The following is a 15,878-nucleotide window of genomic DNA, read 5'->3' as shown; positions in this document are numbered from 1 at the left end:
AGATGCAGCCCGGATTCCGGCTTCTCCCGGTCCCCATGGCTTTCCGCCTGTCCGTCTTCCTCCCTTGCCTCTTCCTCCCCGTCTGAAGAACCGGAATTTTCCTTCAGCGAGTCAGGAAGAAGGGGGGGGGGGGGGGGTAGGACGGCTTACCTTGAAAGAGTTATAACTCTTGGAGCGGTTATTTCCCGATACCAGGGCATTTGCCAGCACGCCGTGCACCAGTTTCACCTGAGCATCTTCGTGGCTCTGGAACGTGTATTCCTGATCCATGTGGGAGACGGCCACCTTCTTCCGGTAAAGTTCGGCTGGCCTGCTCTTCCGCTTGAGGCTCCACTTACCTTCCGGATTCAGCGGGAAAGCGGGACTGACCAGAGCCAGACGCTCCGGTTCCGTTTTTCCGGCATTTCCGGATACCGGCTCCATGGCGGCGCTCACCATTTTTCCATGGCTGTTTTCAAAATAGAACGCGCCGGAGTCTTCCCGGAGCCCGTTCTTTCCGGCTGCATACCGCACCAGCAAACCGCCTCCCTGCTCCAGTTTTTCATAATCCGCCAGGTTCAGCAGGTATTCATTGTCATCCAGAACTACCGCGCCGTCCTCCGCCAGCGGAACTTTTTCTCCGGACCACGGCTTGCCCTCGGCCAGGGACGCTCCCGCACACATCCCCAGAACACCGGCGAAACAGGTAATAAAAGCAATATTCATCATGATGACGGATAAAAAGGAGCGCGGCGTATACACCCTGGTTTTCTGGCTGTCAAATGGAATGTCTGTTTTTTTCCATCCTGCTGGAACACAATACCATACCCGGGACGATCTGCCCATCTCCCGTAAAAACGGGAAAAAACGGGGCATCAGGGCGCTTCATAAAAACCGCCAGCCTTGTAAAAAAATTCCCTGCCGCAGCCCGGTTTCCCCCGGAAGCGTGAAACAAGAAACGGAAAAGGGAACGCGTGCCTCCGCGGCGGAAAAGAGGTCCGGAATCAGGCCATCATGTCCATGTTCGGATCCTTCCAGGCCGGGTCATACCCCTTGGCATAGCTGAACACATGCTTGTGCATGTATTCAAAATACTGCTCCTTCTGCATGGGGGTAAGCCGCTCCCAGATGGCCACGTTCAAGGCGCGGCACACCTTCTGCATCATTTTCAAGGTAAGCTGGCGTCCCTGCCGGGCCTTTTGAACCTGCTTGTGGGTAAGCTGTTCCGGGGAAATCTCCACCAGGTCGTGGTTGGTCAGATGCCAGCGCTTCATCAATTCGTCCAAAGGCTGTTCTCCGTGGTTGCGTCCGGTTTCTGTAGCTTCCTCTTCCATGCGCCTTTCTTCGTGCCCTATTTCCGGGAAATAGGCAATACATGATTGCCCCATCAGCACTTTTTTTGCATTTCCAGTTGCCCGGCGTGCTGATACATGGTTCAATCCCGCTCTGTTGCAATAAGATGATTAGCGAGAAAGAGGAATTACTGGAATGGCGCAAGCGCGCCACCGCACAGCCCACGGGACGGGTAGTCCTGGACCTGGAGGCAGACAGCCTGCACCGCTATCAGGAAAAGATCTGCCTGATCCAGTACGCGGATGAAACGGGCTCCTGCCTGATCGACCCTCTCTCCATTGAAGACATGGGGCCGTTTTACAACTGGCTGAAGGAAACGGAAGTCTGGATGCACGGGGCGGATTATGACATGAGCCTCTTCCAGAACGCCTGGGAAACGCTGCCCGCCATGATCTGGGATACCCAGACGGCGGCGCGCCTGCTGGGCTTCCGCCAGTTCGGGCTGGCCGCCCTGGTGGAACATTTCCACGGCGTAGCCCTGAGCAAGTCCTCCCAAAAGGCGGACTGGGCGCGGCGCCCCCTTTCCCCGACCATGGTCACCTATGCCCTGAACGACGTGAATTACATGCTGGACATGGCGGACAAACTGACGGCCGCCCTCCGGGAAAAAGGACGCATGGGCTGGTTTGAAGAGATTTGCAGGCACTCCATGGACCGAGCCCGGGAACGCCATCTGGCCGGCCATCAGGACCCCTGGCGCATCCAGGGCTGCGGCAAGCTGAACAGGAAAGGGCTGGCCGCCCTCCGGGAACTGTGGACATGGCGCGATGCGGAGGCTAAAGCGTGGGACAAGCCCGCGTTCATGGTCTGCTCCAACGCGGACCTCATCCAGTGGAGCCTGGCCCTTCAGGAACAGCGCACCGTGACTCCTCCGCCCCGCTTCCACTCCCACAGGCGCAGCCGGTTCATGGACGCCCTCCAGAAATTTTACCTGCTGGATGAAGACGACTATCCCTGCCGCCCGCGCATCCAGCGCCGCCAGCATTCCGACCAGTTTGAGGCCAATCTGGCGCGCCTGTGCAAGCTCAGGGATGAAAAGGCTGAAGAACTGGGCATGGAAGGCTCCTTCCTGATTACCCGGGCCTCCCTGGAAGCCATTGCGGAAGACAGGGAAAAAGGCGTCTCCACCCTGCTGAACTGGCAGAAGGAAGCCCTGGGCTTTTAACCGGCCCCGTCTTTCCGGCGCGCTTCCGGCATTTCCCCCTGAACCGGACCTTCCGCGGCAGAAATGCCCCGCCGGCTGCGTCATGACTCAACGGGGGTGATTTGCCGCTTTTCCTCCTCCTGCCCCATCCCTTAGGATAGGGCCCCTCCTCCCCCTGCACCACTTACCTATTCACCTGACAACATGTACCGTCCCCTCATCATCCTCGGCCTTCTGGGAGCCTTCGCCGCCCAGGGCAGACAGGCAGGAACCGAAATGCTCCGCCCGGACCAGCCGGAACCTCCGGCCCACCTGCTGGCGGACATCAATTTGCTGGGCGGGGATTACGGGGACGAAACGGCCCCCATCCCCAACGATTCCCTTACGCAGGCCCTGACCGGCCTCCACTCCAAAGCGCACCGCGCGGGACTGGAATTCCTGGTGGAAAACGCCTTTTCCTACAACTCCATCCACCACCCGGCTCCGGACAAGCCCGGCACCCAGCTCTGGTACCTGCTGCACGCCCACGCCAATTACCGCCTCATCCAGGCGCCCAGCAACCGGGAAACGTGGCTGAAACTGGAGCTTTCAGGCTCCACTGCGCTGACCGGAAAGACGTGGAGGGGCGGCAACATGAATGACGCCATCGGCCTGACGGGAGACACGCATACGGACATCTTCGGGGAAAGAATCTTCTTCCTGCCGGAAATAGCGCTCCTGCAAACCTTCAACCGGGGAAAAAGCGCCATCGTCGCGGGCGTGGTGAACCAGACGAATTATTTTGACACCAACAGCTACGCCAATTCCTCCTTCGGCCAGTTCTGCGCCTCCCCCTTCGTCAACAACCAGGTGATTCCCATGGCGGATTCCAACCTGGGCGTCATCTTCCAGCACCAGTTCCACGAACAGTGGTACGCCATGCTGGGCGGCAACTTCACCAGCTGCCCCCAGAACGCCTCCCCGCTGAAACACACGGACGGCAAGAATTTCAACGTCCTGGCGGAACTGGCGTGGGTGCATGATTCCGGGGCCGTCAAGCTCACCCCCTTCATGGCCCGCATCAACGAACTGCCGGACGGGGAGGAAAGGAAGAACCTCCACACCGTGGCCGGGATTGCCCTGAACGTGGAGCAGCAGCTTGGCGGCAGCCCGTGGAAGGCCTTCTGCCGCGCGGGCTGGAGCGATTCCACGCGGGACAACTTCTGCGGCGCCGCCGTCCAATGGTCCGGCGGCTTCGTTTGCAGCCAGCCTCTCCAGCACCTGGGCGTCTGCGAGGAGGGGGAAGCCAACCAGTTCGGCATTGCCCTGGCCGTGACCCGCCCGGACGACGGGAGCATGGCGGAAGGCCGTTCCAGAAGCAAAAAGGAAGTGGTGATGGAATGCCACTATAACATTTCCGTGACTCCCTGGTTCCTGATCCAGCCCTCCCTGCTGTGGATTTCCAACCCCGCGGGCCGGGACGACACCGGAAACGCCAGCGTCTTCCGGCTCCAAACCATCCTGACGTTTTAAGAGCCGCCGGAACAGCCGCGGAAGGCTTCCGCCCCCATGGCGGCTCTCTTTTCCCCGTTGTTGATTTACCTGGAACAGGGGAGCGTCTTTCTCTACAATGCACGGCTAGTCTCTCCCGTCATGCCCTCCAACCGCCATTCATACACGGTCCTGGCAGCCGCCTGCGCCTGCGTGCTTGCCGTGTGCGCCTTCCTTTTCTGGCAGAACCGGCAGAAGAAAAACAAACTGGCGCGGCAGTACGCGGAACTTTCCATGCCGCCGCCCGCACAGGGCGGCACTCCGGCGCAGCAGAAGGCCCTGCTTGAAATACTCAGCGGGAAACGGGAGGCCGTTTCTCAGGAAAACCTCCTTTTCCCCGAAACACGGGACGCCGCTCCCCTGCACCGTAAAAAGACGGAAGGGCCGCCGCCCCGGAGCCGAGAAAAAATCTTTTCCACCCCGCCGGGGCATGCTAGGGTGGCAGGCGATGAATCATGCCGATTTAGACCAGTTGCTGATCCTTCAGGAAAAGGACGTGCGGATCTCCAAACTCCGGAAGGAGCTGGCCTCTCTGCCGGAACAGAGAACGCGCCTCCTGCGCCAGATGGAGGCCATCAAGCAGAAGGCCCTGGCCGCCAAGCAGGAAGTCGCGAGCGTTGAGAAGAGCATACGGGACGTGGAAGCCGCCGTTGAAACCAAGCGCGCCTACGTCGGCAAGATGAAAACCCTCCAGTCCAACACCCGGAAAAACGAGGAATACCAGATGTGCATTCAGGAGGTGGAGAAGACGGAAGCCGCCATTGACGCCCTGGAAACCTCCGAGCTGGAGCTGATGGAACGTCTGGAAGCCGCGAAAACGGATATGGAGCAGAAAATCCGGCGCGCGCGGGACGCCCAGCGCGAGATGGAGGAAACGCTGGCCCGCTTTGACCGGACGGCGGAAACGGACAAGGAGCTTCTGGACCACTTGAATGCGGAACGCGCGGACCTGGCCGCCGCCGTTCCGGAGGATTCCCTGGGGAATACGAACGGATGACCAAAAGCAAGGGAGTCCCGGTCATTGTGCCGATGGATGAAAAAGGCCACTGCGGCGGCTGCCACATGGTCATTACGGACAACGCCCGCATGAAGGTGCTGGGCGGCCACGAAACCGTTTACTGCGACAGCTGCCACCGCATCCTCCACTGACGGAGTTTCCAGGCGCGCCGCCGGGCTTATCATGAAATCCAGATCGGAAGAGTTTGAAGAGTGGGGGACGGAAGTCATCTTCGGCCGGGCCAAGGGGTTCCGCGCCTCCATGATGCGCATGGTCCTGCGCGGGGCCTCCTGGCTGTTCAGGCTGGTGGTGCTGGCGCGGCTGTACCTGTTCCACTCCAGCATCGCGAAGCAGGCCAGGCTGGGAACGCTGGTGGTCAGCGTGGGGAACATCACCGTGGGGGGCACCGGAAAGACTCCGGTGGTGGAACTGCTGGCCCGCACCCTCACCCAGCGCGGCCGCAAGGTAGCCATCCTGACCCGCGGCTACAAGAGCGCGGACCTGGACAAGCCCCAGGAGTGGAAGGACAAGGACGGCCGCCAGCCGGAAAACCTGCCCAAGATCGCCAGCGACGGGGAAACGCGCTACCTGGGCCCCCTGCATTCCGGAGACGAACCCTTCATGCTTGCCAAGAACCTGGACGGCGTGGCGGTTCTGGTGGACAAGAACCGCATCAAGTCCGGCATCTTCGCCATTGAACACCTGGGGTGCGACACCCTGCTGCTGGACGACGGCATGCAATACCTGAAACTGGCTCATGAACTGGACATCGTGCTGGTGGACTGCGGCGCGCCCTTCGGCACCGGGGCCATGCTCCCGCGCGGCACCCTGCGGGAGCCCAGGGGCAGCCTGGCGCGCGCCAGCTACATCGTTCTGACCAAATGCGGCGGCAAGCCCCAGGATGATCTGATCGCCGCCATCAGGAAGTACAATCCCGTGGCGGACATCATCGTGAGCGACCACGGCCCCCGGTACCTAGAAAACGTGTTCACGGGGAACGGCTTCCCCTGGAGGCCCTCCAGGGGAAATGGGTGGCGTGCCTCAGCGGCATCGCGCGCCCGGAAAGCTTTGAAGATTCCCTGCGCTCCCTGGGCGCCCACGTGGAAATCTGCCGCAGGTTCCCGGACCACCACTGGTTTGAACAAGCGGAATTGCAGGAGTTCTACGACCGCTGCGCGGACCGGGCCATGGACATGATCGTGACCACGGAGAAGGACGCCGTGCGGCTGGAAAAACCGGAGGAAGACCCGGAGGTTCCCATTTACTTCCTGCGCATTGAGGTGGAGATCTACCAGGGCCGGGAGGCGTGGGAGCGCTGCGTGGACCGCATCTGCGGAATTTCAGAGCCGCGCCCGCGGGATGAATGGATGCCTTCCTCATCCTTTTGATATGGCTTCCGTTTCCGGAGGTTCTCCGGAAATTCACCTCTTTTATGCAGAGAAGGCCGCTTGACTTGCCCGGAAAATCGTGTGAAACAAGAGGGCAGTATTTTTCCATGAAGGCATTTACCATCACCTCCATTCTGGCTGCCGCGTGCCTACTCCCGGCCCATTCGCTGGCCGAAGCCGCAGCAGAAAACAAGACCCAGGCCGCCGCTGTCCAACCGGCGGCAGGCATTCCCAAGCAGGATCCCCGGCTTATCAAGGGAAAGCTCCCCAACGGGCTGACCTACTTCATCCGCCCGAACGCAGAGCCCAAGGGCCGGTTCAGCATCCGCCTGCGCGTCAATACGGGTTCCCTGAATGAAACGGACGACATCCAGGGCATCTCCCACTTCCTGGAACACATGGTTTTCAACGGAAGCACGCATTTCAAGCGCGGGGAAATGATTCCCGCCATGCAGAAGGAAGGCCTGGGCCTGGGCGGGGACGCGAACGCCTACACCGCCTTTGACGAAACCGTGTACATGATGGACGTGCCCAGCATGAAGGAGTCCACCGTGAACCTGGCCTTCACCATCATGAGGGATTTTGCGGACGGCGCCCTGCTGGAGGAAAGCGCCATTGACGCGGAACGCGGCATCATCACCAGTGAATACAAGGCGCGGGATTCCGCCGGCTACCGGGTCATGAAGGAGGTCTTCTCCATCATGCTTGACGGCACCAGGATTCCCGACCGCTACCCCATCGGCACGCTGGAAGTAATCCGTACCGCGCCGCGGGAAAAATTTGTAAACTACTATCAGACCCATTACGTCCCCAGCCAGATGCAGCTCGTCATCGCCGGAGACATCACGCCGGAACAGGGCAAGGCCTGGGTGGAAAAATACTTCGGCTCCATGAAGAAGGACAATTACTCCTTCCAGACGGACCGGGGCGCGCTCAAGACGGCCACGGAAACCACCGCCCACTGGATCACCAACAAGGAGGCCACCAGCACGGAAGTCAGCGTCAACATCGCCCGTCCCTACGTGAAGAAGCCGGACACGGTCGCCAACCGCAACGAGGACATTCCCCTCAACGTGGCTTACGCCATGCTGAACCGCCGTCTGGAAAAGATGGCGAAGAATGCGGACTGCCCCTTCATTTCCGCGGAAGGCGGACGCATGGACGTGATGGAAGCGGCGCAAGTGGACGCCATCCAGACCCAGGCGGACTACAAGAACTGGAAGCCGGCCCTGACCGCCATTGAACAGGAGCTGCGCCGGGCCATCGAATTCGGCTTCAACAAGGAGGAGCTGGCGGAAGCCCGCAGCAACATCACTGCCGCCGCGGAAAACGCCATCAAGTCCTGGCCCACCGTCAAGTCGGAAGACGTGGCCTCCGCCATCGCCCAGAGCGCCGCGCAGGACAAGGTCTTCACCACGCCGCAGGAAGACTGGGCCATCTCCAGGGAAGTCGTGGAAAACCTGACGCCCGAACAATGCCAGGCCGCTCTGAAGGAAGCCTGGACCGGAGCCTTCCCCCGCGTGATCGTCACCTCCAACAAGGAAAACGCCCAGGGAAGCGCTGAAATCATGAAGACGTACCAGGACGCCCGGGCCTCCAAGGTGGAGCCCTACCAGGCGGACAGCCGGAAGGACTTCTCCTACAAATTCGGGGAACCCGGCAAGGTGACGGCCCGCGCGGAAGCCGCTGACCTGGGAGTCACCCAGCTCACCCTTTCCAACGGCGTGCGCGTCAACCTGAAGCCCACGGAGTTCGACAAGGATTCCATCAACATCACCTTTGCCGTGGACGGCGGGGAACTGAGCAGGCCGGAAAAAGCCTCCGGGCTGGAACTCTTTGCGGGCGCCGTGATGAACGGCGGCGGCTTGAAGGACCACTCCAACGACGAACTGGCCGCCATCATGGCAGGCAAGAAAGTCGGCGTGGGCTTCTCCATGACGGACCGCTCCTTCCTGCTCTCCGGAAATACCAGCAAGGAAGACCTGGAAACGCAGCTCCAGCTCCAGACGGCCTACCTGATGTACCCCGGCTACCGCCAGGACGGCGTCACCCTGCTCCGCCGCGCCATCCCCATGCTTTACAACAAGCTGAACCATGAGGTTCAGGGAGCCATGAAGATGCAGGTGCCCGCCATCCTGTACAAGAACAATCCCCGCTTCACCTTCCCCGCGCAGGAACAACTGGCTTCCTATGAGGTCAAGGACGTGCAGGACTGGGTGGACGCCCCCTGAAGAACAATTACATGGAAGTGACCGTCACGGGGGACTTCAAGACGGAAGACATCATTCCCCTGCTGGAACGCACCGTAGGCGCGGTGCCCAAACGTGCGGACGCCCCTGCGAAGCTGGATGAAAAACTGCGCCACCCTGCCATGGCGGACTTCAACTTCTCCAAGGACCTGACCTATGATTCCTCCATTGACAAGACGCTGGTCTGCCTCTTCTGGAAAACGCCCGGCGGAGAAGACAAGAAGCTGGCCCGCAGGCTGAACATGCTCAAGGCCGTCTTCTATGACCGCGTGTTCAAGGGCCTGCGCGAAGACATGGGGGAAACCTACTCCCCCTCCACCGGGCTCAACATCAGTGAAACCTACCCGGACGACGGCTACATCATCACCCTCAGCTCCGGCGTGATGCGCAACAAGGATGCCGTGCGGAATGCGATTGCCAGGATTGCGGACGACCTCGGCAAGGGGAACGTCACCCAGGAGGAACTGGACCGCGCCCGCAACCCCATTCTCAACTCCATGGACCGCGCCCAGCGCGACAACGGCTACTGGACCTCCGTGCTGAGGGATTCCCAGGCCAAACCGGAACGGCTGGCCCAGCAGAGGGAAAGCATTCCGGACGTGAAAGCCATCACCGTGGAAGAGGTCAACAAGCTTGCCAAAGACATCTTCGGCAAGGGAGAACATCTCAACCTGAACATCCTGCCGGACCATCCGGCCGCGGAAGCTCCGCCTGCTGAAAAGCAGGCGGACAAACCCGATGCCACCCAGGCCGCCGTCTCCACGGCGGCTTTTTGCATTCACGCCACTGCCGTGAAAACCATAAAAAAAGACTCCGGCAAGAATGACTACGCCATCATCATCTCCGAGGAAACCGCCGCCATGCCGGAATGGAAGGCCGTGGCGGACAAGCTGGCTGAAAAGCACGGAGGCTCCATCGTCACCGTGAAGGACTCCATGTTCGCCAAGCTGGACACGCTCAAGAAAATGGCTCCCCGCTTCATGGCCGTGGTCGCGCGACCGGAGGAAATAGACCGGGTGCTGGTCAATGACCTGCACCGCCTGACCCGCCGCCTGGACGACGACCCGTACGGGGACTGCATCTGGGGCATCGTCACGGGCTACACCCCGCAGGACGCCATGAGGATAGCCTCTGAAACGCAGCCGCTCGTGATCAGCCGCTCCATGGGAACCACCAACGTGGACGCCTCCCGTTTCACCGACAGCATGAGCATCACGGACTGGCAGCCCTTCCAGTACCTGGAACAGCACAATTCCAAGGGCAAGGTAACGCCCGCTTTTTACGTGAAGGGCCTGAAGGAACAGGACCGCGGGGATGAAACCACGCTGGGCGTGACGCCCAAGCTCGTGGAATACTGGGAACTTTACGCTCCCCAGCTCTTCGTCACGGCCTCCCACGCCACCCAGTTCAATCTGGAAATGCCTTTCGGCAAGGGGATCATCGTCTCCGGCAACAACCGGTTCCACGTGCTGGACAAAAAGCAGTTCAAGGAATTCACCACCTTCCTGCGCGGCGCGATCTTCAACGGGAAGGAGGACGACCTGCTCTCCTTCCTTGAGAGAATCAAGGCTCCGGAGATTGAAATCAAGCCGGTTCCCGCCGTCTGGGTAGCCGCGGGGAACTGCCTGGTAGGGGATACTAAAAAAACGAAGAATTCCATGGCCGTCACCGCCCTGAGCCACTACGGCTTCAACCAGCTGGTGGGCTACACCGTCCCCTCCTGGTACGGCAAGGGCGGCTGGGGAACGCTGGGACTCCTGTTCAGCAACCATGACGCCTCCAGCCTGGCGGAAGCCTGGTACCTGAACAACCAGTTCATTCTGGACGAAACCATGACCCGCTTCCCCAAGCTCATGAACGTCAACTTTAACGCGCCGGACATCAACGGCATCAAGGACGACCCGGACTTTGCCAAGGGCATGAACTCCGCCGGCTACGGCATGGGCAAGGACCAGATGGGCCTCATCCATGACCGGGATACCGTGGCTTTTTACGGGGATCCCGCCTGGACGGCGCGCCTGGACGAATCCCGCGCTCCGTCCCCGTGGCATATTGAGTGGAACGACCCCGCGGACGCCGCCAAGGGCTTCACCGTCACGGCCAACAAGGACGCCAAGGCGCGCCTGGGCGTCTGGTTCCCCAACAGGATCACCGCCAAAAAGGCCACCGTCACCATTGGAGAAACCGCCACTCCCGTGGAGAAGGCCGGCCTGCTGACCAACGACTTCCTCCTGCTCCGGGAACTGGAGCTCAAGAAGGGGGAAAAAGCCGTGGTGGAAATGAAATAGGCCGGAATATCCGGCCGCCGTTCCTTTTTCCATAGACAAGCGGGCTCCAAACATGGATACTCCCGGCAATCAATCTACCCTATGACTGATTACTCCATTTTCTTCATCATCGCCGTGGCCGCGACGGGCGTGGGAGCGCTTCTGTTTCTCCTGTCCCTGTTCGGGCTGGGGGAACATGACCTGGACTTTGACGCGGACGCCGGCGGCGCGGACGTGGGCCTGCTGTCCATTAAATCCGGCATCGGCTTCTTCCTGGGCTTCGGCTGGGGCGGCGTGCTCGCCCAGGGCCTGGGCTGGGGAATGGCCGCCTCCCTGGCAGCGGCCTTCTTCACCGGCGTGCTGATGTTCCTGATCATCGGCATCTCCATGCGCTTCATCATGAGCCTCAAATCAGACGGCACCCTGAACTATGAAACCCTCAAGGGCATGCACGGCACCGTTTACATCAGCATTCCCGGCAGGCTTGAACGCGGCGGACAGGTGACGATTGCCCATCCCAGCCAGCTTCTGTACCTCCCCGCCGTTCAGGAAGGGGAGGAATCCCTGCCCGCAGGAACCCCGGTGGAAGTAGTCGCCGTCACGGCAGGCGTCGTCACCGTCAAACCTCTTCATTAACCAATAAACCCAACCATACACCCCATCCAATACCATGGACCAAATCATCCCTATCGCCATTCTGGTTCTCTTCATCATCCTGACGGCCTCCTGGCTGTTCAGCCGCTACCGCATGTGCCCGCCGGACAAAATCCTCATCGTCTTCGGCAAGGTGGGCACGGGCCAGCCCGCCAAATGCTACCACGGCGGTTCCACCTTCGTGCTTCCGGTCCTCCAGTCCTACAGCTACCTGGACCTGAACCCCATCAACATTGACGTGCCCCTCCAGGGCGCCCTCTCCTCCCAGAACATCCGCGTGGACGTCCCCTCCTCCTTCATCGTGGGCATCTCCACCCTGCCGGAAATCATGCAGAACGCCGCCGCGCGCCTGCTGGGCCGCTCCCGGGAGGAAATCCGCAACCTGGCTGCGGAAATCATCATGGGCCAGATGCGCGTGGTGATCGCCTCCATGACCATTGAGGAAATCAACTCCGACCGCGAAAAACTCATCAAGGGCATTACGGAAGGCGTGGACGTGGAGCTGCACAAGGTGGGCCTCCACCTCATTAACGCCAATATCACGGACATTCAGGACGCCTCCGGCTACATCAGCGCCCTGGGCAAGGAAGCAGCCGCGCGCGCCATCAATGACGCCACCATCAAGGTGGCGGAAGAAACGCGCCGCGGGGAAATCGGCAAGGCGGAAGCGGAAAAGGACCAGACCGTCCAGGTGGCGAACGCCCGCGCCATTGCCATTGAGGGCCAGAACGAAGCCCAGATCAAGATTGCGGAATCCGCCGCCAAGCTGCAGGTGAAGCAGGCGGAGGCCAAGAAGCTGGCGGAAGTGGCCCAGAAGGTGCAGGAAGCCAAGACCCTGGAAGAAGCCTACGAGGCGGAAAAGGAAGCGGAAATAAAGCGCGCCGAACGCGAACGCGCCACGCAGGAGGCCAACATCCTGGTGACGGCCCGCATTGAAAAGAGCCAGCGCGAAGTGCAGGCCCAGGCCACGGCGGAAGTGCTCAAGCTGGAACAGGAAGGCAAGGCGCAGGCCCTGCTCATCCAGCGCAGGGCGGAAGCGGAAGCCATCCGGCAACTGGCGGAAGGCGAAGCCCAGGCCACCCTTCTGAAGAAAAAGGCGGAAGGGGAAGGCATGGAAATGGTGGGCCGCGGTGAAGCCGCCGCCATTGAAGCCGTACTGGAAGGCAAGGCCCGCGGCTTCCAGCAGATTGTACAGGCGGCAGGCTCGTCCGACGCCGCTTCCAGCCTCCTGATTACCGAACAGCTCACCAAGATCGTGGAACTCCAGTCCGGCGCCATCAAGGGCCTGAAATTTGACAAGGTAGTCGTCATGGGCAACGGAGGGGATTCCTCCGTGGGCGGATTCGTGCAGAATCTGGTGAAAGACACCCTGCCTCTCCACGAGCTCGGCAAGAGCGTGGGGCTGGAACTGCCCTCCTTCCTGGGAAAATCCACGGAAGAGAAAAAGGCCCCTGCCGCAGCCGCTCCCGCAGCCGCCACCCAGGCGGCCACGACTGCAACCACCGTTAAACTGAACTGATCCGCAGATGAATATGGAAGCCGTCATGGGCGTTTTGCTCGGCATCGGGCTGGGAGCGGCCTGCGGCTTCCGCATCTTTGTGCCTCTGCTGGTAGCCGCCATCGCCATCCGGGGAGGCTTCCTGACGGTGACGCCGGAATTCGCATGGCTGGGCGGCACGGCCGCGCTGGTCACCCTCTCCGTAGCCACGCTGCTGGAAATAGCGGCGTACTACATCCCGGTCATCGACCACACGCTGGACGTGCTGGGAGCTCCCGCCGCCATCGTTGCGGGAACCATCCTGGCCGCCGGCTTCATCGGCAGCATGGACCCCATGCTTAAATGGGGGCTGGCCGCCATTGCCGGAGGCGGAGCGGCAGGCATCATCCACGGAGGCATGGCCGCCATCCGGGGAGCGGCCTCCGCCGCTACGGGCGGACTGGGCAACTCCGTCGTCACCACGGCGGAAACGGCTTCCGCCTCTATCGTCGCCGTGCTGGCCTGCGTTCTTCCCGTCGCGGCCGTTCTGCTGGCCGCCGCGGCCATTTACTTCCTGGTCCGCACGGGGCTGGTGCTGAAAAGGAAACTGCGCCGTTCTCCAGGCGGTCCGGAGGGAGAAATCTAGCCAAGGGGAAAAAACCCCCTTCTCCCGGCAGCCGTCCACGCAGCGATTCCCCCGTGAATGAAGGCCCCGCGGCCTTCATCAATAACCCGCCGCCAGGTCCCCGGCGAAGATTTTTTACATAACTTCCGAATCCGGGCTCGGCACAGCCACTTTCTTCCCCGCCGGAAAGCCCCATGCCCGGAAAAAGAGGCGTTCCGGCAAGCATTCGGCTCATTGACAAGGAACCGGAAGCAGGGTAGGATGCGGCTTTCAACCTCTCTTCCACCGATGAATACCAAACTCGCCCTTCTGACGCTCGCCGCCGCCCTCGGCCTTGCCTCCTGCAACACCATCAGCGGAATCGGAAAAGACGTGGAAGCCATGGGCAGCAAAATTGACAACGCCTCCCAGGCCACCAGGGAGTCCATGCAGTAAAGCGGAAGAAGCATCCGGCCACCAGCCTGGAGCCTCTTTTTAATTCAAAAGAGGCAAAGATTTAAAGTTTCCCCCATCGTTTCATGGATGGCGGTTCTCCATGGAGTGCTCTGCCGCCCGCGGATTACAAATCCGTTACAGATTAACATGGAATGGTCCCGATGCCTTATGAAGCGCTGCAAGTCCTTGGGGCATCCGTATTTAACCCGAGCGGCAGCGAATCCTTTTCCCTGAAAATCAGTGCGTCCTGGCAGGATACGTATATTTCAACGGCCGCAAAGGCTTGCGGCGTTCCAAGAGCCGGCTTCCTCATTCCGGAAGGCTTCCCACACGGAAACGGTCTCCCATGGTGCAACGGTCAGGCAGCATAAGTTCCTTGATATGAAAATCGGCCCTTGACCCCGGATTTGTAATCCGGCATATTCCCGCGGGCTTGAAAGTTTCCCTTTCAAGCTCTAATTCACATCGCATTCATATGAAGAAAACTCTGATCCTGCTTTCCTCCCTGCTGGCTTTTTCCTGCATGACGGCGCAGGCCGCTATTTATACATGGACTCCCATTGACGGTTCTACCGACTGGAGCCAGGCCTCCAACTGGCAGACGGAAACCGGCGCCAGCGCCGATGTTCCGCTGGTCAATCCCAACTGGGGCACGGTCAACGTATCCGGCAACCATACCGTGGTATGCGGACCCGGTACCACCGTGGAAGGATGGACCTCCACCATCAATGTTTCCAACGGAGCCAATGTGTCCCTTCAGAATTTCACCAAATTCCAGCGCACGACCGTCTCCGTGGGTGAAGGCTCCACGCTGACCGTCGGCAAAACGAGCGGTTCCATCGTAGCCAACTGCGACCAGAACATGAACTGGACGGTATACGGCACGCTGAACCTCACCGCCGCACTCACCTGGAACGCCAACAGCAACAACTTGTTCGTGGACCTGGGCACGACCGGCATCCTGAATCTTACGAACCAGACCGATCTGGGCCGTTTCGCCTTCTCCGCCTCCCTGGGCGACCTGATTACGGAAGGAACTACATTTGAGCTCGTGACGCGTGAACTCGTCAACGGAGTGGGAAGCGCCGCAACCAGCAACACGACCATCACGGGCGGAACGCAGAGCGACGACATCGCCGCCGAGGCACTTACCGCTGAAAACGTAGGCAAGTACCAGGTGTTCACGAAGGACGGCAAGATTTACGTCTCCTACATCAACGGCGTGCCGGAACCGGCCACTGTCTCCCTGAGCCTTCTGGGCCTGGCGGCCCTGATGCTGCGCCGCCGCCGTTAAAAACGGAAGGTTAATTTCTTTTCAAAGGGCATGCCGGACATACGGCATGCCCTTTTTATTGCTTCCGTCACACATCGTAAAAAAACCTTTTTACAGGGAGCGGGAACATTCCGTGGGGCCGGAAAACCGGAGGCTGGAAAGAAGGCGTCACGCCCATCAAAGAAAACCGCTTCATCCATCCGGATGAAGCGGTTTTCGTCCATGGTCACACACAGTCTTTTTACATGGAACGGCTGGTGGAGCGGGCGGCGGAATTAATGTCACTGCCGACGGCTTCCACGTCCTTGCCTACTCCGCCGATCGTATGGCAGGAAACACACCCAAGAAGGGTGGCGATACTCAGAATAATCAATTTGCTTTTCATCGTTTTATTGGAAGAGTTCCGAGTGGTCAGACTCCATTTCTCCGGACTCCGTTCAAAGAACCCTTCATGATGCCGCACAGGCGCTCCTGTCATTCTCCGTTCTTGCCATGCGCACCCGCAAC

At 60.3% G+C, this 15,878-nt stretch carries 15 protein-coding genes and 1 pseudogene; 13 read left to right on the top strand and 3 right to left on the bottom strand.

Annotation, left to right across the window (positions count from 1 at the left end; genetic code table 11):
- Nucleotides 1-111: 111 nt before the first annotated feature.
- Both PVA48_RS07595 and PVA48_RS07590 read right to left on the bottom strand, forming a co-directional pair.
- On the bottom strand, nucleotides 112-708 hold the full coding sequence (locus tag PVA48_RS07595) for a hypothetical protein (protein WP_423232474.1): 597 nt from the start codon (nucleotides 706-708) through the stop codon (nucleotides 112-114).
- A gap of 275 nt (nucleotides 709-983) precedes the next feature.
- The gene (locus PVA48_RS07590; protein WP_240454355.1) at nucleotides 984-1,367 is read right to left on the bottom strand and encodes a hypothetical protein; all 384 of its coding nucleotides are present in this window, start codon (nucleotides 1,365-1,367) and stop codon (nucleotides 984-986) included.
- A 71-nt stretch (nucleotides 1,368-1,438) separates the two neighbouring features.
- On the opposite strand from PVA48_RS07590, the gene PVA48_RS07585 reads away from it, so the two are divergent.
- The 13 genes and pseudogenes from PVA48_RS07585 (at nucleotide 1,439) to PVA48_RS07525 (ending at nucleotide 15,392) form a co-directional block, all read left to right on the top strand.
- Nucleotides 1,439-2,497, top strand: a complete 1,059-nt coding sequence (locus tag PVA48_RS07585) for a ribonuclease D (protein ID WP_180971010.1) — start codon at nucleotides 1,439-1,441, stop codon at nucleotides 2,495-2,497.
- 183 nt (nucleotides 2,498-2,680) lie between these two features.
- Nucleotides 2,681-3,988 carry a carbohydrate porin gene (locus tag PVA48_RS07580; RefSeq protein ID WP_102722179.1) on the top strand — a complete coding sequence of 436 codons (1,308 nt, stop codon included), beginning with the start codon at nucleotides 2,681-2,683 and terminating at the stop codon, nucleotides 3,986-3,988.
- 448 nt (nucleotides 3,989-4,436) lie between these two features.
- Nucleotides 4,437-5,003 carry a zinc ribbon domain-containing protein gene (locus PVA48_RS07575; RefSeq protein WP_423232473.1) on the top strand — a complete coding sequence of 189 codons (567 nt, stop codon included), beginning with the start codon at nucleotides 4,437-4,439 and terminating at the stop codon, nucleotides 5,001-5,003.
- Nucleotides 5,000-5,155 (top strand): C4-type zinc ribbon domain-containing protein, encoded by a 156-nt coding sequence (locus PVA48_RS07570; protein WP_423232472.1) that lies wholly within the window; start codon nucleotides 5,000-5,002, stop codon nucleotides 5,153-5,155. Before PVA48_RS07575 ends, PVA48_RS07570 begins: the two co-directional genes overlap by 4 nt.
- A gap of 31 nt (nucleotides 5,156-5,186) precedes the next feature.
- Nucleotides 5,187-5,903: pseudogene (lpxK, locus tag PVA48_RS07565) on the top strand (tetraacyldisaccharide 4'-kinase); the annotation flags it as partial.
- 131 nt (nucleotides 5,904-6,034) lie between these two features.
- Entirely contained in the window at nucleotides 6,035-6,391 is a 357-nt protein-coding gene (locus PVA48_RS07560) for a tetraacyldisaccharide 4'-kinase (protein ID WP_423232471.1), read from the top strand.
- A gap of 107 nt (nucleotides 6,392-6,498) precedes the next feature.
- Complete coding sequence (locus PVA48_RS07555; protein ID WP_423232470.1) at nucleotides 6,499-8,622, top strand: insulinase family protein; 2,124 nt, start codon at nucleotides 6,499-6,501, stop codon at nucleotides 8,620-8,622.
- An 11-nt stretch (nucleotides 8,623-8,633) separates the two neighbouring features.
- Nucleotides 8,634-10,928, top strand: coding sequence for a M16 family metallopeptidase (locus tag PVA48_RS07550; RefSeq protein WP_423232469.1), 2,295 nt, complete (start codon nucleotides 8,634-8,636; stop codon nucleotides 10,926-10,928).
- An 81-nt stretch (nucleotides 10,929-11,009) separates the two neighbouring features.
- Complete coding sequence (locus PVA48_RS07545; RefSeq protein ID WP_102729019.1) at nucleotides 11,010-11,543, top strand: hypothetical protein; 534 nt, start codon at nucleotides 11,010-11,012, stop codon at nucleotides 11,541-11,543.
- Nucleotides 11,544-11,577: 34 nt separating this feature from the next.
- Complete coding sequence (locus tag PVA48_RS07540) at nucleotides 11,578-13,080, top strand: flotillin family protein (protein ID WP_022397631.1); 1,503 nt, start codon at nucleotides 11,578-11,580, stop codon at nucleotides 13,078-13,080.
- 7 nt (nucleotides 13,081-13,087) lie between these two features.
- Nucleotides 13,088-13,684: a DUF4126 domain-containing protein gene (locus tag PVA48_RS07535; protein WP_102729018.1), complete on the top strand. Its 597-nt coding sequence runs from the start codon at nucleotides 13,088-13,090 to the stop codon at nucleotides 13,682-13,684.
- A 267-nt stretch (nucleotides 13,685-13,951) separates the two neighbouring features.
- On the top strand, nucleotides 13,952-14,098 hold the full coding sequence (locus tag PVA48_RS07530; RefSeq protein WP_022397633.1) for an entericidin A/B family lipoprotein: 147 nt from the start codon (nucleotides 13,952-13,954) through the stop codon (nucleotides 14,096-14,098).
- Between the two features lie 475 nt (nucleotides 14,099-14,573).
- A complete protein-coding gene (locus tag PVA48_RS07525; RefSeq protein WP_102729017.1) occupies nucleotides 14,574-15,392 on the top strand; it encodes a PEP-CTERM sorting domain-containing protein in 819 nt (272 codons plus the stop codon).
- Nucleotides 15,393-15,612: 220 nt separating this feature from the next.
- Here the strand turns inward: PVA48_RS07525 and PVA48_RS07520 are convergent, their stop codons facing one another.
- Complete coding sequence (locus PVA48_RS07520; RefSeq protein WP_102722172.1) at nucleotides 15,613-15,756, bottom strand: entericidin; 144 nt, start codon at nucleotides 15,754-15,756, stop codon at nucleotides 15,613-15,615.
- Nucleotides 15,757-15,878: the final 122 nt, after the last annotated feature.

Origin of the sequence: Akkermansia sp. JRP_AM1, assembly GCF_049262625.1 — a bacterium.
Taxonomy (GTDB): domain Bacteria; phylum Verrucomicrobiota; class Verrucomicrobiia; order Verrucomicrobiales; family Akkermansiaceae; genus Akkermansia; species Akkermansia massiliensis.
Note: the sequence above shows the minus strand (reverse complement) of the source record. Positions and strands in the feature narration are given on the sequence as shown.